The 22,306-nt window shown below is 59.1% G+C and carries 17 protein-coding genes; 16 read left to right on the top strand and 1 reads right to left on the bottom strand.

Annotation, left to right across the window (positions count from 1 at the left end; all coding sequences use genetic code 11):
• Window positions 1-21: 21 nt before the first annotated feature.
• From rpsA to ABLV04_RS01395, 9 genes are all read left to right on the top strand, one after another.
• Window positions 22-1,695: a 30S ribosomal protein S1 gene (rpsA, locus tag ABLV04_RS01435; RefSeq protein ID WP_002898162.1), complete on the top strand. Its 1,674-nt coding sequence runs from the start codon at window positions 22-24 to the stop codon at window positions 1,693-1,695.
• A gap of 151 nt (window positions 1,696-1,846) precedes the next feature.
• Window positions 1,847-2,134, top strand: a complete 288-nt coding sequence (gene ihfB, locus ABLV04_RS01430) for an integration host factor subunit beta (RefSeq protein WP_002898165.1) — start codon at window positions 1,847-1,849, stop codon at window positions 2,132-2,134.
• 202 nt (window positions 2,135-2,336) lie between these two features.
• Window positions 2,337-4,601: a ComEC family protein gene (locus ABLV04_RS01425; protein WP_180265785.1), complete on the top strand. Its 2,265-nt coding sequence runs from the start codon at window positions 2,337-2,339 to the stop codon at window positions 4,599-4,601.
• A 36-nt stretch (window positions 4,602-4,637) separates the two neighbouring features.
• Window positions 4,638-6,386 (top strand): lipid A ABC transporter ATP-binding protein/permease MsbA, encoded by a 1,749-nt coding sequence (gene msbA / locus ABLV04_RS01420; protein ID WP_004201387.1) that lies wholly within the window; start codon window positions 4,638-4,640, stop codon window positions 6,384-6,386.
• Window positions 6,383-7,363, top strand: a complete 981-nt coding sequence (lpxK, locus tag ABLV04_RS01415) for a tetraacyldisaccharide 4'-kinase (RefSeq protein ID WP_023289023.1) — start codon at window positions 6,383-6,385, stop codon at window positions 7,361-7,363. Before msbA ends, lpxK begins: the two co-directional genes overlap by 4 nt.
• Window positions 7,364-7,417: 54 nt before the next feature.
• Window positions 7,418-8,647, top strand: a complete 1,230-nt coding sequence (locus tag ABLV04_RS01410; protein WP_072421958.1) for a winged helix-turn-helix domain-containing protein — start codon at window positions 7,418-7,420, stop codon at window positions 8,645-8,647.
• A gap of 63 nt (window positions 8,648-8,710) precedes the next feature.
• Window positions 8,711-8,893 carry a protein YcaR gene (ycaR, locus tag ABLV04_RS01405; protein ID WP_004201390.1) on the top strand — a complete coding sequence of 61 codons (183 nt, stop codon included), beginning with the start codon at window positions 8,711-8,713 and terminating at the stop codon, window positions 8,891-8,893.
• Window positions 8,890-9,636: a 3-deoxy-manno-octulosonate cytidylyltransferase gene (kdsB, locus tag ABLV04_RS01400; RefSeq protein ID WP_023289025.1), complete on the top strand. Its 747-nt coding sequence runs from the start codon at window positions 8,890-8,892 to the stop codon at window positions 9,634-9,636. Before ycaR ends, kdsB begins: the two co-directional genes overlap by 4 nt.
• A gap of 137 nt (window positions 9,637-9,773) precedes the next feature.
• Complete coding sequence (locus ABLV04_RS01395) at window positions 9,774-10,667, top strand: YcbJ family phosphotransferase (RefSeq protein ID WP_180265784.1); 894 nt, start codon at window positions 9,774-9,776, stop codon at window positions 10,665-10,667.
• Here the strand turns inward: ABLV04_RS01395 and elyC are convergent.
• Window positions 10,644-11,423 carry an envelope biogenesis factor ElyC gene (elyC, locus tag ABLV04_RS01390; protein ID WP_023289026.1) on the bottom strand — a complete coding sequence of 260 codons (780 nt, stop codon included), beginning with the start codon at window positions 11,421-11,423 and terminating at the stop codon, window positions 10,644-10,646. The genes ABLV04_RS01395 and elyC overlap by 24 nt on opposite strands.
• A gap of 121 nt (window positions 11,424-11,544) precedes the next feature.
• On the opposite strand from elyC, the gene cmoM reads away from it, so the two are divergent.
• The 7 genes from cmoM to ABLV04_RS01355 all read left to right on the top strand — a co-directional run bounded on the left by cmoM (window position 11,545) and on the right by ABLV04_RS01355 (window position 22,305).
• Window positions 11,545-12,345, top strand: coding sequence for a tRNA uridine 5-oxyacetic acid(34) methyltransferase CmoM (gene cmoM / locus ABLV04_RS01385; RefSeq protein WP_017899447.1), 801 nt, complete (start codon window positions 11,545-11,547; stop codon window positions 12,343-12,345).
• Window positions 12,342-13,664, top strand: coding sequence for a chromosome partition protein MukF (gene mukF / locus ABLV04_RS01380; RefSeq protein WP_002898189.1), 1,323 nt, complete (start codon window positions 12,342-12,344; stop codon window positions 13,662-13,664). Before cmoM ends, mukF begins: the two co-directional genes overlap by 4 nt.
• Window positions 13,645-14,349, top strand: coding sequence for a chromosome partition protein MukE (gene mukE, locus ABLV04_RS01375; RefSeq protein ID WP_004150840.1), 705 nt, complete (start codon window positions 13,645-13,647; stop codon window positions 14,347-14,349). Before mukF ends, mukE begins: the two co-directional genes overlap by 20 nt.
• Complete coding sequence (gene mukB / locus ABLV04_RS01370; protein WP_180265783.1) at window positions 14,349-18,797, top strand: chromosome partition protein MukB; 4,449 nt, start codon at window positions 14,349-14,351, stop codon at window positions 18,795-18,797. Before mukE ends, mukB begins: the two co-directional genes overlap by 1 nt.
• 201 nt (window positions 18,798-18,998) lie before the next feature.
• On the top strand, window positions 18,999-20,789 hold the full coding sequence (gene ldtD, locus ABLV04_RS01365) for a L,D-transpeptidase (protein WP_049014850.1): 1,791 nt from the start codon (window positions 18,999-19,001) through the stop codon (window positions 20,787-20,789).
• Between the two features lie 303 nt (window positions 20,790-21,092).
• Window positions 21,093-21,644, top strand: a complete 552-nt coding sequence (locus ABLV04_RS01360) for a YcbK family protein (RefSeq protein WP_004201403.1) — start codon at window positions 21,093-21,095, stop codon at window positions 21,642-21,644.
• A gap of 13 nt (window positions 21,645-21,657) precedes the next feature.
• Window positions 21,658-22,305 carry an MBL fold metallo-hydrolase gene (locus tag ABLV04_RS01355; protein ID WP_023289031.1) on the top strand — a complete coding sequence of 216 codons (648 nt, stop codon included), beginning with the start codon at window positions 21,658-21,660 and terminating at the stop codon, window positions 22,303-22,305.
• Window position 22,306 lies beyond the last annotated feature (1 nt).

Genomic DNA, 22,306 nt, shown 5'->3' with positions numbered 1-22,306 from the left:
ATATTAACCTGAAGATTAAACATGACTGAATCTTTTGCTCAACTGTTTGAAGAATCCTTAAAAGAAATCGAAACCCGCCCGGGTTCCATCGTTCGTGGTGTTGTTGTTGCTATCGACAAAGACGTAGTACTGGTTGACGCCGGTCTGAAATCTGAGTCCGCCATCCCGGCTGAGCAGTTCAAAAACGCCCAGGGCGAGCTGGAAATCCAGGTTGGTGACGAAGTTGACGTTGCTCTGGATGCAGTAGAAGACGGCTTCGGTGAAACTCTGCTGTCCCGTGAGAAAGCTAAACGTCACGAAGCTTGGATCACGCTGGAAAAAGCTTACGAAGACGCTGAAACTGTTACCGGTGTTATCAACGGCAAAGTTAAAGGTGGCTTCACTGTTGAGCTGAACGGTATTCGTGCGTTCCTGCCGGGTTCCCTGGTAGACGTTCGTCCGGTGCGCGACACGCTGCACCTGGAAGGCAAAGAGCTTGAGTTCAAAGTCATCAAGCTGGACCAGAAGCGTAACAACGTTGTTGTTTCTCGTCGTGCCGTTATCGAATCCGAAAACAGCGCAGAGCGCGATCAGCTGCTGGAAAACCTGCAGGAAGGCATGGAAGTCAAAGGTATCGTTAAGAACCTCACTGACTACGGTGCATTCGTTGATCTGGGCGGCGTTGACGGCCTGCTGCACATCACCGATATGGCCTGGAAACGCGTTAAGCATCCGAGCGAAATCGTAAACGTTGGCGACGAAATCACTGTTAAAGTGCTGAAGTTCGACCGCGAGCGTACCCGTGTATCCCTGGGCCTGAAACAGCTGGGCGAAGATCCGTGGGTAGCTATCGCTAAACGTTATCCGGAAGGTACCAAACTGACCGGTCGCGTGACCAACCTGACCGACTACGGCTGCTTCGTTGAAATCGAAGAAGGCGTTGAAGGCCTGGTTCACGTTTCCGAAATGGATTGGACCAACAAAAACATCCACCCGTCCAAAGTTGTTAACGTTGGCGACGTAGTGGAAGTAATGGTTCTGGATATCGACGAAGAACGTCGTCGTATCTCCCTGGGTCTGAAGCAGTGCAAATCTAACCCATGGCAGCAGTTCGCGGAAACCCACAACAAGGGCGACCGTGTTGAAGGTAAAATCAAGTCTATCACTGACTTCGGTATCTTCATCGGCCTGGACGGCGGCATCGACGGCCTGGTTCACCTGTCTGACATCTCCTGGAACGTTGCAGGCGAAGAAGCAGTTCGTGAATACAAAAAAGGCGACGAAATCGCAGCAGTTGTTCTGCAGGTTGACGCAGAGCGTGAGCGTATCTCCCTGGGCGTTAAACAGCTGGCGGAAGATCCGTTCAACAACTACGTTGCTCTGAACAAGAAAGGCGCTATCGTTGTTGGTAAAGTGACTGCAGTTGACGCTAAAGGCGCAACCGTAGAACTGGCTGACGGCGTAGAAGGTTACCTGCGTGCTTCTGAAGCATCCCGTGACCGCGTTGAAGACGCAACTCTGGTTCTGAGCGTTGGCGACGAAGTTGAAGCGAAATTCACTGGCGTGGATCGTAAGAACCGCGTAGTGAGCCTGTCTGTACGTGCGAAAGACGAAGCGGAAGAAAAAGACGCTATCGCTACCGTGAACAAGCAGGAAGACGCGAACTTCTCCAACAACGCCATGGCTGAAGCGTTCAAAGCAGCGAAAGGCGAGTAATCTTTGTCATTCAGGTAATAACAACCTGAATAGTGACGAGTTTACTTGACAGATTGCAGGATTCGTCCTGTAATCAAGCACAAAGGGCGGCTACGGCCGCCCTTGTTTAAGCTGTTAGCTAATTTTTGCCTTGAAGGAAACCGGAGGAATAATGACCAAGTCAGAATTGATTGAAAGACTTGCCAGCCAGCAATCTCACATTCCGGCGAAAGCGGTGGAAGATGCTGTTAAAGAAATGCTGGAACATATGGCCTCAACGCTTGCTCAAGGTGAGCGCATTGAAATCCGCGGTTTCGGCAGCTTCTCTCTGCACTATCGAGCACCTCGCACCGGACGTAACCCGAAAACTGGTGATAAAGTCGAACTGGAAGGTAAGTACGTTCCGCACTTTAAGCCCGGGAAAGAATTACGTGACCGCGCCAATATTTATGAAGGGTGAGTTGCACGACGTGCAACCTGCCTGACGATAAAAGCACCTTTGGGTGCTTTTTTTGTACCTGCCATTTGCGTCCCGCCTCGCAAAACAAAAGTGCCTGACTGCAAGCGTGACGAATGTCTGGAACGCTGCACGCGCGCCTGAATACTGCCCCAGGACGCCAGCCTCGCTTTGCGTAACACTGCCCGCTCACAGGGAGGTGTTTATGCGTCTACCATGGCTTGCCGGATGCGCCATCATCGCAATACTGCCGCTACTCTGGCTACCCGCGTTGCCGGGGCCGGGCACTCTGGCGGTCGCCGGCGTACTGGCGATGTTTCTGACCCGTCTGCGCGGGACGGTCGTCGCCGTTGTGGCGGTGACGCTTCTGCTGATGGTCTGGGGAGTTTTAAGCGCGTATCAGGCGCTGTGGCCAACGCAGCACCTCACCGGCGCCGTCCGTCAGGCGGAAGTGATCCTTCACGAGACGGATAGTCAGACCCTGCACCGCGGGCAGATTGTGCGCCTGGCGGGTCGTTTCCTGTTCCCTCCGGTTGGCGTGACTTTATACGGGGAACTTGCACCTGCGCCCGTCTGCGAGGGGCAGCGCTGGATGATGACGCTGCGCCTGCGGCCGGTGCATGGGCAGCTCAATGACGGGGGCTTCGACAGCCAGCGCTATGCGCTGGCTCAGCATCGGCCGCTGAGCGGGGGGATCGTCGCCGCTTCCGCGCTGGATACCCGCTGCAGTCTGCGCGCCCGCTACCTGGCGTCGCTGACCCGGCGATTGCAGACTTATCCCTGGCATCCGGTGATGCTGGGGCTGGGAATGGGGGAGCGGCTGGCGCTGCCGGCGGAGATAAAGGTCCTGATGCAGAACACAGGCACCTCCCATCTGATGGCTATCTCCGGTTTGCATATTGCCCTCGCGGCTTCCCTGATCGTGCTCCTGCTGCGCGGATTACAGTCACTTTTACCGGGGCGCTGGATCGGCTGGCGGCTACCGCTGCTGGCCGGGCTGGCGGGCGCCGTCGGCTATGCCTGGCTGACCGGTATGCAGCCGCCGGCCCTGCGCACTTGCGTAGGGCTTGCGGTCTGCTGTGCTTTACGTTTGTCGGGTCAACGCTGGACGGCGTGGCAGGTGTGGCTCTGCTGTTTGGGGGCGATACTGGTTGCCGATCCGTTGGCGGTGTTGTCGCAAAGCCTGTGGCTATCCGCCTTCGCCGTGGCGGGGCTGATCTTCTGGTACCAGTGGTTACCGCTGCCTGACAGCCGCTGGCGCTGGCCGTGGAAAGCCCTGTTCGCCCTCGTGCATTTGCAGGCTGGCGTGACGCTGCTGCTGCTGCCGCTGCAACTGCTGCTCTTCCACGGCATAAGCCTGACGTCGATGGCCGCCAATTTGCTGGCGGTACCGTTAGTGACCCTGCTGGCGGTGCCGCTCATTCTCGCCGGAATGCTGCTGCATCTCACTGGACCGGAGATGGTAGCGTCGCTGATCTGGCTGGCAGCCGATCGCGTGCTGGCGGTATTGTTCTGGGGGTTACGACGTTTACCGGACGGCTGGCTGACGTTGGATGCCCGCTGGCTCTGGATCAGTAGCCTGCCGTGGCTGCTGGTGATGGGCTGGCGTTTTCAGAGCTGGCGACATTCGCCGGCGCTGTGTCTGAGCGTGCTGTTTTTGCTGACGCGGCCATTCAGCCGGCAACCGCCCGCGGACCAATGGCAGGTGACGATGCTGGATGTCGGGCAGGGGCTGGCGATGGTGATCGAGCGTTACGGCAAGGCGTTATTGTACGATACCGGGCCGGCATGGCCGCAGGGCGACAGCGGTCGACAGGTGATTATCCCGTGGCTGCGCTGGCACCATCTGCAGCTGCAGGGGATTATGCTGAGCCACGAGCATCTTGACCATCGCGGCGGCCTCGAATCGGTGCTGCAGGCATGGCCGCAGGCGTGGGTGCGCAGCCCGCCAGGCTGGTCGGGTCATCTGCCGTGCCATCGCGGCGAGCGCTGGCAGTGGCAGGGACTCACTTTCCAGGCGCTGTGGCCGCTGCCGGGCAGCACGGCAAAGGGAAATAATCACTCCTGCGTGGTGCGGATCGATGACGGTCGCTCCAGCATCCTGCTGACCGGCGATATAGAACGTCAGGCGGAGCAGGCGATGATCAGCCGCTACTGGCAGCATCTGGCGTCTACACTTATTCAGGTTCCCCATCACGGCAGCAACACCTCCTCCAGCGAGCTGCTGATCCGGCGGGTGGATGGCGCGGCCGCGCTGGTTTCCGCTTCGCGCTACAATGCGTGGCGGATGCCCTCGCAGAAGGTCGTTCAGCGTTATCGCCAGCGGGGGTATCGCTGGTTCGCCACGCCGCAGCAGGGGCAGATAACGGTGGTTTTTTCTGCAGAAGGGTGGCAAATCCATAGCTTACGGGATCAAGTTTTACCACGTTGGTATCATCAGTGGTTTGGCGCGCCCGCCGATAACGGGTAGAATATGCGGCTATTTCAACACAAGCTGGTTTATTGAATGCAGAACGATAAAGATCTCTCCACGTGGCAGACCTTCCGCCGACTTTGGCCGATTATTGCACCGTTTAAAGCCGGGCTAATCGTAGCGGCGGTGGCGTTAGTGCTTAACGCGGGCAGTGACACCTTCATGTTATCGCTTCTTAAACCGTTATTGGATGATGGTTTTGGTAAAACGGATCGCTCAGTGCTGCTATGGATGCCGCTGGTGGTTATCGGGCTGATGGTGCTGCGTGGGATCACCAGCTACATCTCGAGCTATTGTATCTCCTGGGTTTCCGGCAAAGTGGTGATGACCATGCGTCGTCGCCTGTTCGGCCATATGATGGGTATGCCGGTGGCATTCTTTGACAAGCAGTCTACCGGGACGCTGCTGTCACGTATCACCTATGATTCCGAGCAGGTCGCTTCCTCTTCTTCCAGCGCGCTGATCACCGTGGTCCGCGAAGGGGCATCGATTATCGGCCTGTTCGTGATGATGTTCTATTACAGCTGGCAGCTGTCGCTGATCCTGATCGTACTGGCGCCTATCGTGTCGGTAGCAATCCGCGTGGTCTCCAAGCGTTTTCGCAATATCAGTAAGAATATGCAGAACACGATGGGGCAGGTCACCACCAGCGCCGAGCAGATGCTGAAAGGGCACAAAGAGGTGCTGATGTTTGGCGGCCAGGAAGTGGAAACCAAACGTTTTGATAAGGTCAGCAATAAAATGCGCCTGCAGGGGATGAAGATGGTTTCCGCCTCGTCTATCTCCGACCCGATCATTCAGCTTATCGCCTCTCTGGCGCTGGCCTTTGTCCTGTACGCCGCCAGCTTCCCGAGCGTGATGGATACCCTGACCGCCGGGACCATTACCGTGGTCTTCTCCTCCATGATTGCGCTGATGCGTCCGCTGAAGTCGCTGACCAACGTCAATGCCCAGTTCCAGCGCGGGATGGCGGCATGCCAGACGCTGTTTGCGATCCTCGATTCCGAGCAGGAAAAAGACGAAGGTACGCGCGTCATTGAGCGGGCGAAAGGCAATCTCAAGTTCGAGAACGTCACCTTTACCTATCCGGGTCGCGAAGTGGCCGCGCTGCGCAATATCAATCTCGATATCCCGGAAGGGAAAACCGTGGCGCTGGTGGGACGCTCCGGGTCGGGTAAATCGACCATCGCCAGCCTGATCACACGCTTCTACGATGTCGACGACGGGCAGATCCTGCTGGATGGCCACGACCTGCGCGAGTACAAGCTGAGCTCGCTGCGCGACCAGGTCGCGCTGGTTTCACAGAACGTGCACCTGTTCAATGATACCGTCGCTAATAACATCGCCTATGCCCGTACCGAAGAGTACAGCCGCGAGCAAATTGAAGAGGCTGCGCGGATGGCCTACGCCATGGACTTCATCAACAAGATGGACAATGGCCTGGATACCATCATCGGCGAAAATGGCGTGATGCTGTCCGGCGGCCAGCGCCAGCGTATTGCTATCGCCCGTGCGCTACTGCGTAACAGCCCGATCCTGATCCTTGATGAAGCCACCTCGGCGCTGGATACCGAGTCCGAGCGTGCGATTCAGGCGGCGCTGGATGAGCTGCAGAAAAACCGCACCTCGCTGGTTATCGCCCACCGTCTGTCAACCATTGAGCAGGCTGATGAGATCGTGGTGGTTGAAGACGGGCGGATCGTGGAGCGCGGAACGCACCACGACCTGCTGGAGCATAAAGGCGTATACGCCCAGCTGCATAAGATGCAATTCGGCGAATGATCGCGCGCATCTGGTCCGGTGAATCGCCGCTGTGGCGCCTGCTGCTGCCGCTCTCCTGGCTGTATGGCCTGGTGAGCGCGGTGATTCGCCTCAGTTATCAGCTGGGGTGGAAAAAAGCCTGGCGCGCGCCGGTGCCGGTGGTGGTGGTCGGTAACCTGACCGCCGGCGGCAATGGTAAAACGCCGGTGGTGATCTGGCTGGTGGAGCAGCTGCAACAGCGGGGCATTCGCGTTGGGGTGGTCTCCCGCGGCTACGGCGGTAAAGCCGAACGCTACCCGCTGGTGTTAACTGACCGGACCAGTACGGCGCAGGCAGGTGATGAACCGGTACTTATCCATCAGCGCACCGGCGCGCCGGTGGCTGTCTCTCCACTGCGCAGCGACGCGGTGAAATCGCTGCTCAGCGCGTACGATCTGCAGATTATCGTGACCGACGATGGTTTGCAGCACTATAAGCTGGCGCGGGACCGGGAAATTGTCGTCATCGACGGCGTGCGCCGCTTTGGCAACGGCTGGTGGCTGCCTGCCGGGCCGATGCGTGAGCGGGCGTCGCGCTTGCAAAGCGTTGATGCGGTTATCGTCAACGGCGGCGTGGCGCGTCCGGGAGAGATCCCGATGCAGCTGCGTCCCGGGATGGCGGTCAACCTGCTCACCGGTGAACGTCGCGATGTCTCTACCTTCACTAACGTGGTGGCAATGGCCGGCATCGGCCATCCGCCGCGCTTTTTCGCCACCCTCGAAAGCAGTGGCGTCCAACCGGTCAAAACCGTGGCTCTGGCGGACCATCAGGCGCTGAGCCAGGCCGATGTCGCCGCCCTGGTAACCGCCGGTCAGACGCTGCTGATGACCGAAAAAGACGCCGTGAAATGTCGCGATTTCGCCGCTGCGAACTGGTGGTATTTACCGGTCGACGCCATAATGGCCGATGAACGCGCACAGCGGTTGCTTGCGGACTTAGCGACGTTGGCGCAACGTTAACCGACGCGCCGGCTTTGCTCGCCGCTGTGCTGGAAATCCTGACGGAGAACCTGCATGTCGGTATTGCAACTATCGCTTAATGAGGCGCGCCACCTCCATCTCGCGGCGCAGGGGTTATTAAAAAAGCCCCGGCGTCGCGCTCGCCCAAATGACATCCTTTCCACCGTCCAGCAGATGTCGCTGCTGCAAATCGATACCATCAACGTGGTGGCCCGCAGCCCCTACCTGGTGCTGTTCAGCCGTCTCGGCAGCTATCCGCAGCACTGGCTGGATGAGTCGCTGCGCAACGGCGAGCTGATGGAATACTGGGCGCATGAAGCCTGTTTTCTGCCGCGCAGCGATTTCGCCCTTGTGCGCCACCGGATGTTGAACCCCGACAAGATGGGCTGGAAATATCATCGCGCGTGGATGGAGGAGCATGCCGGCAGTATTGCAGAGCTGGTGGCGCATATCGGCCAAAACGGGCCGGTTCGCTCGGCGGATTTTGCCCACCCTCGCAAAGGCGCCAGCGGCTGGTGGGAGTGGAAACCGCATAAGCGCCACCTGGAAGGGCTGTTTACCGCCGGGGAAGTGATGGTGGTGGAGCGGCGCAACTTTCACCGCGTGTATGATTTAACCCGGCGGGTGATGCCGCACTGGGACGACGAGCGCGATGCGCTGTCCCGCGACGCCGCAGAGGCCATCATGCTGCGCAACAGCGCCCGCAGCCTCGGCATCTTTCGTCCCCAGTGGCTGGCGGATTACTATCGTTTACGTCAGCCGGCGCTACCGGGTCTGCTGGCGGCCTGGCAGGAAGAGGGTCTGGTGACCCAGGCCAACGTGGAAGCGCTTGGCGAGATGTGGCTGCATCGCGATGCGCTGGCGCAGTTGGAGTCCGCGCCCGGCGGTAAACTTACCGCCAGCCATAGCGCCGTGCTCTCGCCCTTCGACCCGGTGGTCTGGGATCGGAAACGCGCTGAGCAGCTGTTCAACTTCAGCTATCGCCTGGAGTGCTATACCCCTGCGCCGAAGCGTCAGTATGGCTACTTCGTACTGCCTCTGCTGCACCGGGGAAAACTGGTCGGGCGGATGGACAGTAAAATACATCGCAAAAGCCGGGAACTGGAGATCTTCGCCCTGTGGCTGGAGGATGGGGTGAAGATCACCCGTGGTCTGGAGCAGGGGCTGCGCCGGGCGATCAACGATTTCGCACGCTGGCAATCGGCAGAGCGGATCCTGTGCCGACGCCTGCCGGAAGGGCTGTTTGTCGGCCAGACGCAGGGGTGGGAAATCGATGCCGATTGATCCCGGCGCCGACCTTCCTGTGTTATGCTGCTGAGAAATCTATCCGGTCCATCAGGAGGAAACATGGATCACCGTTTACTTGAAATCATCGCCTGCCCGGTCTGTAACGGTAAGCTGTATTACAGTCAGGATAAGCAAGAACTTATTTGCAAACTTGATAGTCTGGCGTTTCCGCTCCGCGACGGCATCCCTGTGCTGCTGGAGACAGAAGCGCGTCCGCTGGCGGTAGAAGAGAGTCACTCATGAGTTTCGTGGTCATTATTCCTGCGCGTTTCGCCTCCACGCGCCTGCCGGGAAAACCACTGCAGGACATTAACGGCAAGCCGATGATTGTCCATGTGCTGGAGCGCGCCCGCGAATCCGGCGCGGAACGCATTATTGTCGCCACCGATCACGAAGATGTCGCCCGGGCGGTTGAAGCCGCCGGCGGCGAGGTCTGCATGACCCGCGCCGACCATCAGTCCGGCACCGAACGGCTGGCGGAGGTGGTGGAGAAGTGCGCGTTCAGCGATGACACCATCATCGTCAATATCCAGGGCGATGAGCCGATGATCCCCCCGGCTATCGTCCGCCAGGTGGCGGAGAATCTGGCTGCCAGCACCAGCGGAATGGCGACGCTGGCGGTACCGATCCACGATGCGGAAGAGGCGTTTAATCCAAATGCGGTCAAAGTAGTGATGGATGCGCAGGGCTATGCGCTCTATTTCTCCCGCGCCACCATTCCCTGGGATCGCGATCGCTTTGCCCACTCCCGCGACGCCATTGGTGATTCTCTGCTGCGCCACATCGGCATCTATGGCTATCGCGCCGGCTTTATTCGCCGCTACGTCAGCTGGGCGCCAAGCCCGCTGGAGCAGATTGAAATGCTCGAGCAGCTGCGGGTGCTGTGGTATGGCGAGAAGATCCACGTCGCCGTGGCGGCCGAAGTGCCCGGTACCGGCGTCGATACCCCTGAAGATCTGGCGCGCGTCCGCGCTGAACTGCGCTAGTCCTCTGTCCCCTCCTTGCAGGAGGGGATATCCCCACTAGTTTTATGCTTTTTTTGCCCATTTTTGATCTTATCCGATGACAACCCAGGTGCGGGCGCTCATTATGAAATCAGTAGTGTTCATAGGGGTAATCGACAATGGAACAGTTGCGAACCGAACTCAGTCACCTGCTTGGCGAAAAGCTGAGCCGGGTGGAGTGTGTCAGTGAAAAAGCCGCTACGACGCTGTGGTCCCTGTATGACGCGCAGGGAAATCCGATGCCGCTGCTGGCGCGAAGTTTCACCACGCCCGGGGTGGCGCGGCAGCTGGCCTGGAAGATCTCCACTCTGGCGCGCAGCGGTACGGTGCGCATGCCGGTGGTCTACGGCGTGATGACGCACGAAGAGCATCCCGGGCCGGACGTGCTGCTGCTTGAGCGCCTGCGCGGCGTCCCGGTGGAGGCGCCCACCCGCACCCCGGCGCGCTGGGAGCAGCTGCAGGAGCAGATCGTCGAGGCGCTGCTGGCCTGGCATCGTCAGGACAGCGGCGGCTGCGTGGGGATGGTCGATAATACCCAGGACAATCTGTGGCCGAACTGGTACCGGCAGCGGGTGGCGATGTTGTGGAGCACCCTGAACCTGTATCAGGACACCGGCCTGACCATGCAGGATAAGCGGGTTTTGTTCCGCTCTCGCGAGTGTCTGCCGGAGCTGTTCCGCGATTTCAATGATAATGCCGTGCTGGTGCACGGCAATTTCACCCTGCGCAGCATGCTGAAAGATCCGCGCAGCGACCAGCTGCTGGCGATGGTCGGCCCGGGGATGATGCTCTGGGCGCCGCGGGAGTACGAACTGTTCCGTCTCGCGGAGGGGGGCCAGGCCGAGCAGCTGCTATGGCGCTACCTGCAGCAGGCGCCGGTTTCCGAGGCCTTTGTCTGGCGGCGCTGGCTTTATCTGCTGTGGGATGAGGTGGATAGTCTGGTCAATACCGGGCGCTTTGACCGCGCCCGTTTCGACCTCGCCGCAAAATCACTCCTGCCCTGGCTTGCCTGAGCTGCCTTTCAGCCATTGCCAAACGCGACCGAGCGTTTCATAGCCGACCCGGTCGCTGTGCATCAGCCACACCGGAGAAGGAATGACCCGCTCCCACGGATTGAGCGGTGACGTGATCGCCATCTGATTAGCCGGTGCGGGCAGCGGATCCAGACCGGCATGGCGAAAGAAGATCATCGCCCGCGGAAGGTGTGACGCCGAGGTGACCAGCAGGAAGGGGGCGTCGCCGATGGCGCCCTTCACCGCCAGCGCTTCCTCTTCCGTATCTTTCGGCTTATCGAGCACGATGATATCGCTGCGCGGTACGCCGAGGCTCTCCGCCACTCTCGCCCCGGCCTCCGCCGTGCTGACGGGGTTGGTTTTTGCCGCCGCGCCGGTAAAGATCATTTTCGATCCCGGATTCTCCTGCCACAGGCGAATGCCCTCCGTCAGGCGCGGCAGGCTGTTGCTGATAAGGTTAGAGCTTGGCGCCCACTCCGGGTTCCAGGTATAGCCGCCGCCCAGCACCACCACGTAGCTCACCGGCTGCTCGCCGCGCCAGGTGGGATAGCGATCTTCTATCGGTTTAAGCAGGCTGTCTGCCACGGGCTGCAGGCTCAGCAGCGCCAGCAGCAGCCAGCCGAGGCTCACGCACAGCTTCCCGGTACGTTGAAAGCGGCTGAACCATAACAGGGCGATCCCGATACCGATCAGCAACAGCAGGGCAGGAAGCGGCAGCAGCAGACCGCCGACGATCTTTTTTAGCGTGAAAAGCATGCCAGATGGTTCCTTTTTTAACCATATAACCAAAGTTATGTTCGGATCTTATAACAGATCGCTTCATTCTCGGCGCGGGTATGACAAAATAGCGGTTTTGTGTTGGCTTGTGGAGTCGCCCGTGCAGGATCGCAATTTCGATGACATTGCTGAAAAGTTTTCGCGCAATATTTACGGCACCACAAAAGGCCAGCTGCGCCAGGCAATCCTCTGGCAGGATCTGGAGCCGCTGCTGGCGCAGCTGGGGCCGGGACCGCTGAGGGTACTGGATGCCGGCGGCGGCGAAGGGCAAACGGCCATTAAAGTGGCGCAACTGGGCCATCACGTGACGCTGTGCGATCTCTCTGCTGAAATGGTGGCCCGCGCCCGCCAGGCTGCTGTCGATAAAGGTGTGATCGACAACATGCATTTTGTACAATGCGCGGCTCAGGATATTGCGCAGCACTTGGAAAGCCCGGTCGATCTGGTACTGTTTCATGCGGTGCTGGAGTGGGTGGCGGAGCCCCAGGCGGTGCTGCGTACCCTGTGGTCGACGCTGCGTCCTGGCGGCGGCTTGTCGTTGATGTTCTACAATGCTAACGGCCTGCTGATGCACAATATGGTTGCCGGTAATTTCGATTACGTACAACTGGGCATGCCAAAAAAGAAAAAACGCACGCTGTCGCCGGATTATCCGCGTGAGCCGCAGCAGGTTTATCACTGGCTGGAAGAGATTGGCTGGCAAATTGTCAGCAAAACCGGCGTGCGGGTGTTTCATGATTATCTGCGTGAAAAACGCCAACAGCATGACAGCTATGCGGCGCTGCTGGAGCTGGAGACGCGCTACTGTCGTCAGGAGCCGTACCTCAGCCTGGGCCGTTATATTCATGTCACCGCGCTTAAGAGCCAGGCTCATAGCCGCAGATGCAAGGATAAAGTATGAGTGAATTTTCCCAGACAGTCCCCGAACTGGTTGCCTGGGCCAGGAAAAATGATTTTTCTATCTCGCTGCCGGTCGACAGGCTCTCTTTCCTGCTGGCGATCGCCACCCTGAATGGCGAACGGCTGGAAGGAGAAATGAGCGAGGGAGAACTGGTGGATGCGTTCCGCCACGTGAGTGATGCGTTTGAGCAGACCAGCGAAACCATCAGCCAGCGCGCCAATAACGCCATCAACGATTTGGTGCGCCAGCGTCTGCTGAACCGCTTTACCAGCGAAATTACCGAAGGCAATGCAATCTATCGTCTGACGCCGTTGGGGATCGGGATCACCGATTATTATATCCGGCAGCGCGAATTTTCGACGCTGCGTCTCTCGATGCAGTTGTCGATCGTCGCCGGCGAGCTGAAGCGCGCGGCGGACGCGGCAGAAGAGGGCGGCGATGAGTTTCACTGGCATCGCAACGTTTTTGCCCCGCTGAAGTATTCGGTGGCGGAAATTTTCGACAGCATCGACCTGACGCAGCGCATCATGGATGAGCAGCAGCAGCTGGTGAAAGACGATATCGCGCAGCTGTTGAACAAAGACTGGCGCGCGGCGATTTCCAGCTGTGAACTGTTGCTGTCGGAAACTTCCGGTACCCTGCGTGAACTGCAGGATACGCTGGATGCGGCGGGAGATAAGCTGCAGGCGAATCTGCTGCGCATTCAGGATTCGACCATGGCGCGCGACGATCTCCATTTTGTCGACCGGCTGGTGTTCGATCTGCAAAGCAAGCTCGACCGCATCGTCAGCTGGGGCCAGCAGGCGATTGACCTGTGGATCGGCTATGACCGCCACGTGCACAAGTTTATCCGTACCGCTATCGATATGGATAAGAACCGCGTCTTCGCTCAGCGTCTGCGCCAGTCGGTACAGACCTATTTTGATGAGCCGTGGGCGCTGACTTACGCCAACGCCGACCGTCTGCTGGATATGCGCGACGAGGAGATGGCCCTGCGCGATGAAGAGGTCACCGGCGAGCTGCCTGCGGACCTTGAATTTGAAGAGTTTAACGAAATTCGCGAGCAGCTGGCGGCGCTGATCGAAGCGCAGCTGGCGGTCTATAAAGAGAAAGGAATACCGCTGGATCTCGGCCTGGTGGCGCGGGAGTTCCTGGCGCAATATCCGCGCGGGCGTCACTTTGACGTGGCGCGGATCGTCGTGGATCAGGCGGTACAGCTGGGCGTCGCCCAGGCAGATTTCACCGGACTGCCAGCCAAATGGCAGCCGATTAATGATTACGGAGCCAAGGTACAGGCGCATGTCATTGACAAATATTGAACAAGTGATGCCGGTTAAGCTGGCGCAGGCGTTGGCCAATCCGTTATTTCCGGCGCTGGACAGCGCCCTGCGCGCGGGCCGACATATCGGCCTCGACGAGCTGGATAATCACGCATTTTTGATGGATTTCCAGGATTATCTGGAAGAGTTTTATGCTCGCTATAACGTCGAGCTGATCCGCGCGCCGGAGGGCTTCTTCTACCTGCGCCCGCGTTCCACAACCCTGATTTCACGCTCGGTGCTGTCCGAACTGGATATGATGGTGGGCAAAATTCTTTGCTATCTCTATCTCAGCCCGGAGCGCCTGGCAAATGAAGGGATTTTCACCCAGCAGGAGCTGTATGACGAGCTGCTGACCCTGGCGGATGAATCCAGGCTGCTGAAGCTGGTCAACAACCGTTCCACCGGTTCGGATCTGGACCGCCAGAAGCTGCAGGAAAAAATGCGCGCGTCGCTTAACCGCCTGCGCCGTCTGGGGATGGTGTGGTTTATGGGCCATGACAGCAGCAAGTTCCGTATTACCGAATCGGTATTCCGCTTTGGCGCCGATGTGCGCGCCGGCGACGACCCACGCGAGGCGCAGCGCCGCCTGATCCGCGACGGGGAAGCGATGGCCCTGGAAAATCACCTGCAGCTCAATGATGAGAATGAAGAGAACCAGCCGGATAGCGGGGAGGAAGAGTAATGATTGAACGCGGTAAGTTTCGCTCGCTGACGCTGGTTAACTGGAACGGTTTCTTTGCCCGGACCTTTGATCTTGATGAACTGGTCACCACCCTCTCCGGGGGGAACGGCGCCGGTAAGTCGACGACCATGGCGGCCTTCGTCACGGCACTGATCCCCGATTTAACCCTGCTGCATTTCCGTAACACCACCGAAGCGGGGGCCACCAGCGGCTCACGCGATAAAGGCCTGCACGGGAAGCTGCGCGCCGGGGTCTGTTACTCCGTGCTCGACGTCATCAACTCGCGCCATCAGCGCGTGGTGGTCGGCGTGCGTCTGCAGCAGGTTGCCGGGCGCGATCGCAAAGTCGATATCAAGCCTTTCGCCATTCAGGGGCTGCCCACCGCTATCCTGCCGACCCAGCTGTTAACCGAAACGCTGAACGATCGCCAGGCGCGCGTGGTTAGTCTCAATGAGCTGAAAGACAAGCTCGAGGCGATGGAAGGGGTCCAGTTTAAGCAGTTCAACTCGATCACCGAGTATCACTCGCTGATGTTCGACCTGGGCGTGGTGGCGCGTCGTCTGCGTTCCGCTTCCGATCGAAGTAAATACTATCGCCTGATTGAGGCCTCGCTGTACGGCGGGATCTCCAGCACCATTACCCGCTCGCTGCGCGACTACCTGTTGCCGGAAAACAGCGGCGTGCGTAAGGCATTCCAGGATATGGAAGCGGCGCTGCGGGAAAACCGCATGACCCTCGAGGCGATCCGCGTCACCCAGTCCGATCGCGATCTGTTCAAACACCTGATCAGCGAAGCCACCAACTACGTGGCGGCGGACTATATGCGTCACGCCAACGAGCGGCGCATTCATCTTGATAAGGCGCTGGAGTATCGTCGCGATCTCTTTACCTCGCGTTCGCAGCTGGCGGCAGAGCAGTATAAGCACGTCGACATGGCGCGCGAGCTGCAGGAGCATAACGGCGCAGAAGGCGATCTGGAAGCGGATTACCAGGCCGCCAGCGACCACCTGAACCTGGTGCAGACCGCACTGCGTCAGCAGGAAAAAATCGAGCGCTACGAAGCGGATCTCGACGAGCTGCAGATCCGTCTGGAAGAGCAGAACGAAGTGGTGGCGGAAGCCATCGATCGCCAGGAAGAGAACGAAGCCCGCGCCGAGGCCGCCGAGCTGGAAGTGGATGAGCTGAAAAACCAGCTCGCCGACTATCAGCAGGCGCTCGACGTGCAGCAGACCCGCGCCATTCAGTATAACCAGGCGCTGCAGGCGCTGGAGCGCGCGAAGGCGCTGTGTCATCTGCCGGATCTGACGCCGGAGAGCGCCGACGAGTGGCTGGAAACCTTCCAGGCGAAAGAGCAGGAAGCGACGGAGAAAATGCTGTCGCTGGAACAGAAAATGAGCGTGGCGCAAACCGCGCACAGCCAGTTTGAACAGGCCTACCAGCTGGTGGCGGCGATTAACGGCCCGCTGGCGCGCAATGAAGCCTGGGACGTGGCGCGCGAATTGCTGCGCGACGGCGTGAACCAGCGTCACCAGGCCGAGCAGGCGCAGGGGCTGCGTAGCCGCCTCAACGAGCTGGAGCAGCGCCTGCGCGAGCAGCAGGACGCCGAGCGCCAGCTGGCTGAGTTCTGCAAACGCCAGGGCAAACGCTACGATATCGACGATCTGGAAACGCTGCATCAGGAGCTGGAAGCGCGCATCGCTTCGCTGGCCGACAGCGTTTCTAACGCGCAGGAACAGCGCATGACCCTGCGCCAGGAACTGGAGCAGCTGCAGTCGCGCACTCAGACGCTGATGCGCCGGGCGCCTGTCTGGCTGGCGGCGCAGAACAGCCTTAACCAGCTGTGCGAGCAGAGCGGCGAGCAGTTTGAGTCCGGCCAGGAGGTTACCGAATACCTGCAGCAGCTGCTGGAGCGCGAGCGCGAAGCTATCGTTGAACGTGACGAGGTCGGCGCCCGCAAGCGCGCCATCGACGAAGAAATTGAGCGTCTCAGCCAGCCGGGCGGTTCGGAAGATCCGCGCCTCAACGCGCTGGCGGAACGGTTCGGCGGCGTTCTGCTGTCCGAGATCTACGATGATGTCAGCCTTGACGATGCGCCGTACTTCTCCGCGCTGTACGGTCCGTCGCGCCATGCCATCGTGGTGCCGGATCTGTCGCAGGTTGCCGAGCAGCTTGAAGGACTGGAAGATTGTCCGGAAGATCTCTATCTGATCGAAGGCGATCCGCAGTCCTTTGACGATAGCGTATTCAGCGTGGATGAGCTGGAAAAAGCGGTGGTGGTGAAGATCGCCGACCGCCAGTGGCGTTATTCGCGCTTCCCGTCGCTGCCGCTGTTTGGCCGCGCCGCGCGTGAAAACCGCATTGAAACCCTGCATGCCGAGCGTGAATCGCTGTCCGAGCGTTTTGCGACCCTGTCGTTTGACGTGCAGAAAACTCAGCGTCTGCATCAGGCCTTTAGCCGCTTCATTGGCAGCCATCTGGCGGTGGCCTTTGAGGACGATCCGGAAGAAGAGATCCGCAAACTCAACAGCCGCCGCGGCGAGCTGGAGCGCGCGCTGAGCGCCCATGAAAGCGATAACCAACAGAACCGCGTGCAGTATGAGCAGGCGAAAGAGGGCGTGTCGGCGCTCAACCGCCTGCTGCCGCGCCTGAATCTGCTGGCGGATGATACGCTGGCCGACCGCGTGGACGAGATCCAGGAACGTCTGGACGAAGCGCAGGAGGCCGCGCGCTTTATTCAGCAGCACGGCAACCAGCTGGCGAAGCTGGAGCCGATTGTTTCGGTGCTGCAGAGCGATCCGGAGCAGTTTGAGCAGCTGAAAGAAGATTACGCCTATGCGCAGCGGACCCAGCGCGATGCGCGCCAGCAGGCTTTTGCCCTGGCGGAAGTCGTCCAGCGCCGGGCCCACTTCAGCTACTCCGATTCGGCGGAAATGCTCAGCGGCAACAGCGATCTCAACGAGAAACTGCGCCAGCGCCTGGAGCAGGCGGAAACCGAACGCAGCCGCGCGCGCGACGCGATGCGTGCCCATGCGGCGCAGCTTAGCCAGTACAATCAGGTGCTGGCCTCGCTGAAGAGCTCGTATGACACCAAGAAAGAGCTGCTCAACGATCTGTATAAAGAGCTGCAGGACATTGGCGTGCGCGCCGATGCCGGCGCGGAAGAGCGTGCCCGTGCGCGTCGCGATGAGCTGCACATGCAGCTGAGCAATAACCGCTCCCGTCGCAATCAGCTGGAGAAAGCGCTGACCTTCTGCGAAGCGGAAATGGACAACCTGACCCGCAAACTGCGCAAGCTGGAGCGCGATTACTGCGAAATGCGCGAGCAGGTAGTGACCGCCAAGGCGGGCTGGTGCGCGGTGATGCGCCTGGTGAAAGACAACGGCGTCGAGCGTCGTCTGCACCGCCGCGAGCTGGCCTATCTCTCCGCCGACGAGCTGCGCTCCATGTCGGATAAGGCGCTCGGTGCGCTGCGTCTGGCGGTCGCCGATAACGAACATCTGCGCGACGTGCTGCGTATCTCGGAAGATCCGAAGCGCCCGGAGCGCAAAATTCAGTTCTTCGTTGCCGTCTACCAGCATCTGCGCGAGCGTATCCGCCAGGATATTATCCGCACCGATGACCCGGTGGAAGCGATCGAGCAGATGGAGATTGAGCTCAGCCGCCTGACCGAAGAGCTGACAAACCGCGAACAGAAGCTGGCCATCAGCTCCCGCAGCGTGGCCAACATTATTCGCAAAACCATTCAGCGCGAGCAGAACCGTATCCGAATGCTCAACCAGGGATTGCAGAGCGTCTCCTTCGGCCAGGTCAACAGCGTGCGTCTGAACGTCAACGTGCGCGAGACCCACTCGACGCTGCTTGATGTGCTCTCCGAGCAGCATGAACAGCATCAGGATCTGTTCAACAGCAACCGCCTGACCTTCTCGGAAGCGCTGGCCAAGCTCTATCAGCGCCTGAATCCGCAGATCGACATGGGGCAGCGCACGCCGCAAACCATCGGCGAAGAGCTGCTCGACTACCGCAACTATCTGGAGATGGAAGTGGAAGTTAACCGCGGCTCCGACGGCTGGCTGCGCGCGGAGTCCGGCGCGCTGTCCACCGGGGAAGCGATCGGTACCGGGATGTCGATTCTGGTGATGGTCGTCCAGAGCTGGGAAGATGAATCCCGCCGCCTGCGCGGCAAGGATATCTCGCCTTGCCGTCTGCTGTTCCTCGATGAAGCGGCGCGTCTCGACGCCCGCTCCATCGCCACGCTGTTCGAGCTGTGCGAACGTCTGGAGATGCAGCTGATTATCGCGGCGCCGGAGAACATCAGTCCGGAGAAAGGCACCACCTATAAACTGGTGCGTAAGGTGTTCAATAATCACGAACACGTCCACGTGGTGGGGCTGCGCGGGTTTGCCGCGCCGCTGCCGGAAGCGCTGCCGGGAACAGCCGACGCCTCCTGAGGCTGCGGCTACATTCTGGCGGCTAAGTGGTGAAGAGGGCAACGTTACGTTGCCCTTTTTTTCTATCCAGCCCGGTATGCGAGGGTGGTATAATCTTTAAACTTCTTTACATTAGGTAAGGCAAAAGCCTTTTCGTCTTTATATACTGAAAAAAGAGCCCCAATTTTGTGGGCAGCAATGTGTGACAACAGGGGGCAAGGGATGTTGCTAAAGAAACGGTATGGTCGTCCATTGTCAGCGCTCAGCCTGAGCCTGGCACTGGCATTTGCTCCGCTGTTCAATGTCCAGGCCGAAGAGCCTGAAGTCGTACCCGGCGACAGTTCTGCGGCGCCCGCCGAGGTTTCCGCCGCGCTGGCGCAAAGCGATGGGCAATCGCCGGCGGTTGCGAAGCTGGCCGGTGAGCAGCCGCTGTCGATGGAGGCGGCGGCAAACAGCCGCGCCCAGATCGAGGCGCTGTTGCCGGCAGGGTACAAACCCGTCTTTATGAATCCGCTGGTGTCGCTGTACGCCGCCAGGGATATGAAACCGATGTGGGAAAACCGCGAGGCAGTGCAGGCGTTCCAGCAGCAGCTGGCGGAGATCGCCATCGCCGGTTTTCAGCCGCAGTTTACCACCTGGGTCAGCCTGCTGACCGATCCCGCCGTCAGCGGCATGGCGCGCGATGTGGTGCTGTCGGACGCCATGATGGGCTATCTGCACTTTATCAGCGGCATACCCACCCAGGGGACCCGCTGGTTGTACAGTTCAACGCCGTACAAGATGGCGACCCCGCCGCTGTCGGTGATTAACCAGTGGCAGCTGGCGCTGGACAATGGCTCCCTGCCGGCGTTTATCGCCGGCCTGGCGCCGCATCATCCGCAGTATGAAGCCATGCATCAGTCGCTGCTGGCGCTGGTGGCTGATTCTCGCCCATGGCCGCAGATGACCGGCAGCGGCTCGCTGCGCCCCGGCGAATGGAGCAATGATATCGGCGCCCTGCGCGAGATCCTCCAGCGTACCGGAATGCTGGACAATACCGCCAATATCGTTCTGCCCGGCGATGTGGTGAGCCCGTCGGCGAAGAAAAAGAGCAAACCTGCGGCGCGCGGCGTGTACGATCGCCAGCTGGTGGAGGGGGTTAAGCGCTTCCAGGCGATGCAGGGGCTGGGGGCGGATGGCGTCATCGGCCAGTCGACTCGCGACTGGCTCAACGTCTCTTCCGCGCAGCGCGCAGGGGTGCTGGCCCTGAACATTCAGCGTTTACGCTTACTGCCGGGCAAACTGTCCACCGGCATTATGGTCAATATTCCGGCGTTCTCGCTGGTCTATTATCAGGACGGCAGCCAGGTGCTGGCCTCGCGGGTAATTGTGGGGCGTCCGGATCGCAAAACGCCAATGATGAGCAGCGCGCTGAATAACGTGGTGGTCAATCCGCCATGGAACGTGCCGCCAACCCTGGCGCGCAAAGATATCCTGCCGAAGGTGCGTAACAATCCAGGCTATCTTGAGCAGCATGGCTACACCGTCATGCGCGGCTGGAACAGTAAAGAGACCATCGATCCTTATCGGGTCGACTGGTCGACCATCACCGAGAACAACTTACCGTTCCGTTTTCAGCAGGCGCCCGGAGCGCGTAACTCGCTCGGACGCTACAAGTTCAATATGCCGAGCTCAGATGCCATCTACCTGCACGATACGCCGAACCATAACCTGTTCCAGAAGGATGTTCGTGCGCTCAGCTCCGGCTGTGTGAGGGTGAATAAGGCTTCGGAACTGGCCAATATGCTGCTGCAGGATGCGGGCTGGAATGACACGCGTATTTCCGATGCCCTGAAGCAAGGGGACACGCGCTATGTCAATATTCGGCAAAATATACCGGTGAATTTATATTACTTAACGGCGTTTGTGGACGCTGATGGACGTACACAATATCGAACAGATATTTACAATTACGATATCACCGCGCGATCCAGCGCACAAATTCTGACGAAAGCTGAGCAATTAATCAGGTAAATGAAGTAGTTCAATGGATTTTGTTGTCCTAGCACTGGGTAAAAAAGGGCGCTGCTCCTCTGCAGCGCCCGATTTTCCTGGGGTGAGGCTGCCTTGACGTTGGCAATAATGCCCGGTAAGGTGCCTTTCGTGCGCCAGAAGTGCATATACATATCATTCCGCTCAATGCGTGACGCAGTCAGCGCGAACGCTCTCTTTTGCCGGGTAGCATCACGGCTGTGGCGAGCGATGGCGTGCTGAGGTTCAGCATCGCGCAAAGCGGAAAAAGTATATAACGATTCATTGACTGTAGACCTGATTATCATGGACAAATTTGACGCTAATCGCCGCAGATTGCTGGCGTTGGGTGGTGCTGCGCTGGGTGCTGCCGCCATTCTCCCTGCGCCGGCATTTGCCACCCTCTCGACCCCCCGTCCGCGTATTTTGACGCTGAATAACCTGCATACTGGTGAATCACTCAAGGCGGAGTTTTTCGATGGCAGAGGCTATATTCAGGATGAATTAGCAAGACTTAACCATTTTTTCCGTGATTACCGCGCGAATAAAATTAAGTCCATCGATCCAAATCTGTTCGATCATCTTTATCGGTTGCAGGGACTACTTGGCACCAACAAACCTGTCCAGCTTATCTCTGGCTATCGTTCCCTCGATACCAATGATGAGCTTCGCGCACGAAGCCGTGGTGTAGCAAAACACAGCTATCACACCAAGGGGCAGGCAATGGATTTCCATATTGAAGGTATTTCGTTAAGCAATATTCGCAAAGCGGCGTTATCTATGCGCGCAGGTGGTGTAGGATACTACCCACGTAGTAACTTTGTGCATATTGATACCGGTCCCGTAAGGCACTGGTAACGAAAGGAGCGTCATGAACTATCGTATTATTCCGGTTACCGCGTTCGCGCAGAACTGTTCTCTTATCTGGTGCGAACAAACCCGGCTGGCGGCGCTGGTCGATCCTGGCGGCGATGCTGAACGTATCAAAGCGGTGGTGGCGGAGGCTGGCGTCACGCTGATGCAGATCCTGCTGACGCATGGCCATCTCGATCACGTCGGCGCCGCTGCGGAACTGGCGCAGCATTATGGCGTACCGGTTATTGGTCCGGAAAAAGAAGATGAGTTCTGGCTGGAAGGATTACCGGCGCAAAGCCGGATGTTCGGCCTGGAGGATTGCCAGCCGCTGCGTCCGGATCGCTGGCTCAATGAAGGCGATGTGGTTAATGTGGGGAATGTGGCGCTGCGGGTACTGCACTGCCCGGGCCATACGCCGGGTCACGTGGTCTTCTTTGATGACGCTTCCCGACTGCTCATTTCCGGAGATGTGATTTTCAAAGGCGGGGTGGGGCGCAGTGATTTTCCACGCGGCGACCATGGACAGCTGATCGCGGCCATTAAGGATAAGCTGTTGCCGCTGGGCGATGACGTGACCTTTATTCCCGGCCATGGTCCGCTGTCGACGCTGGGTGAGGAACGCCGCAACAACCCGTTCCTGCAGGATGAGATGCCGGTCTGGTAAC

Origin of the sequence: Klebsiella sp. JN_Kp127 (assembly GCF_040062505.1) — a bacterium.
GTDB classification, from domain to species: Bacteria; Pseudomonadota; Gammaproteobacteria; order Enterobacterales; family Enterobacteriaceae; genus Klebsiella; species Klebsiella quasipneumoniae.
The sequence above is the reverse complement of the archived record's forward strand: the minus strand, read 5'-3'. Positions and strand labels throughout refer to the sequence as shown.

Bases quoted from the DNA above. Each gene is read 5' to 3' on its own strand.
- rpsA (WP_002898162.1), top strand. From the start codon at position 22: ATGACTGAATCTTTTGCTCAACTGTTTGAAGAATCCTTAAAAGAAATC.
- ihfB (WP_002898165.1), top strand. From the start codon at position 1,847: ATGACCAAGTCAGAATTGATTGAAAGACTTGCCAGCCAGCAATCTCAC.
- ABLV04_RS01425 (WP_180265785.1), top strand. From the start codon at position 2,337: ATGCGTCTACCATGGCTTGCCGGATGCGCCATCATCGCAATACTGCCG.
- msbA (WP_004201387.1), top strand. From the start codon at position 4,638: ATGCAGAACGATAAAGATCTCTCCACGTGGCAGACCTTCCGCCGACTT.
- lpxK (WP_023289023.1), top strand. From the start codon at position 6,383: ATGATCGCGCGCATCTGGTCCGGTGAATCGCCGCTGTGGCGCCTGCTG.
- ABLV04_RS01410 (WP_072421958.1), top strand. From the start codon at position 7,418: ATGTCGGTATTGCAACTATCGCTTAATGAGGCGCGCCACCTCCATCTC.
- ycaR (WP_004201390.1), top strand. From the start codon at position 8,711: ATGGATCACCGTTTACTTGAAATCATCGCCTGCCCGGTCTGTAACGGT.
- kdsB (WP_023289025.1), top strand. From the start codon at position 8,890: ATGAGTTTCGTGGTCATTATTCCTGCGCGTTTCGCCTCCACGCGCCTG.
- ABLV04_RS01395 (WP_180265784.1), top strand. From the start codon at position 9,774: ATGGAACAGTTGCGAACCGAACTCAGTCACCTGCTTGGCGAAAAGCTG.
- elyC (WP_023289026.1), bottom strand. From the start codon at position 11,423: ATGCTTTTCACGCTAAAAAAGATCGTCGGCGGTCTGCTGCTGCCGCTT.
- mukF (WP_002898189.1), top strand. From the start codon at position 12,342: ATGAGTGAATTTTCCCAGACAGTCCCCGAACTGGTTGCCTGGGCCAGG.
- mukE (WP_004150840.1), top strand. From the start codon at position 13,645: ATGTCATTGACAAATATTGAACAAGTGATGCCGGTTAAGCTGGCGCAG.
- mukB (WP_180265783.1), top strand. From the start codon at position 14,349: ATGATTGAACGCGGTAAGTTTCGCTCGCTGACGCTGGTTAACTGGAAC.
- ldtD (WP_049014850.1), top strand. From the start codon at position 18,999: ATGTTGCTAAAGAAACGGTATGGTCGTCCATTGTCAGCGCTCAGCCTG.
- ABLV04_RS01360 (WP_004201403.1), top strand. From the start codon at position 21,093: ATGGACAAATTTGACGCTAATCGCCGCAGATTGCTGGCGTTGGGTGGT.
- ABLV04_RS01355 (WP_023289031.1), top strand. From the start codon at position 21,658: ATGAACTATCGTATTATTCCGGTTACCGCGTTCGCGCAGAACTGTTCT.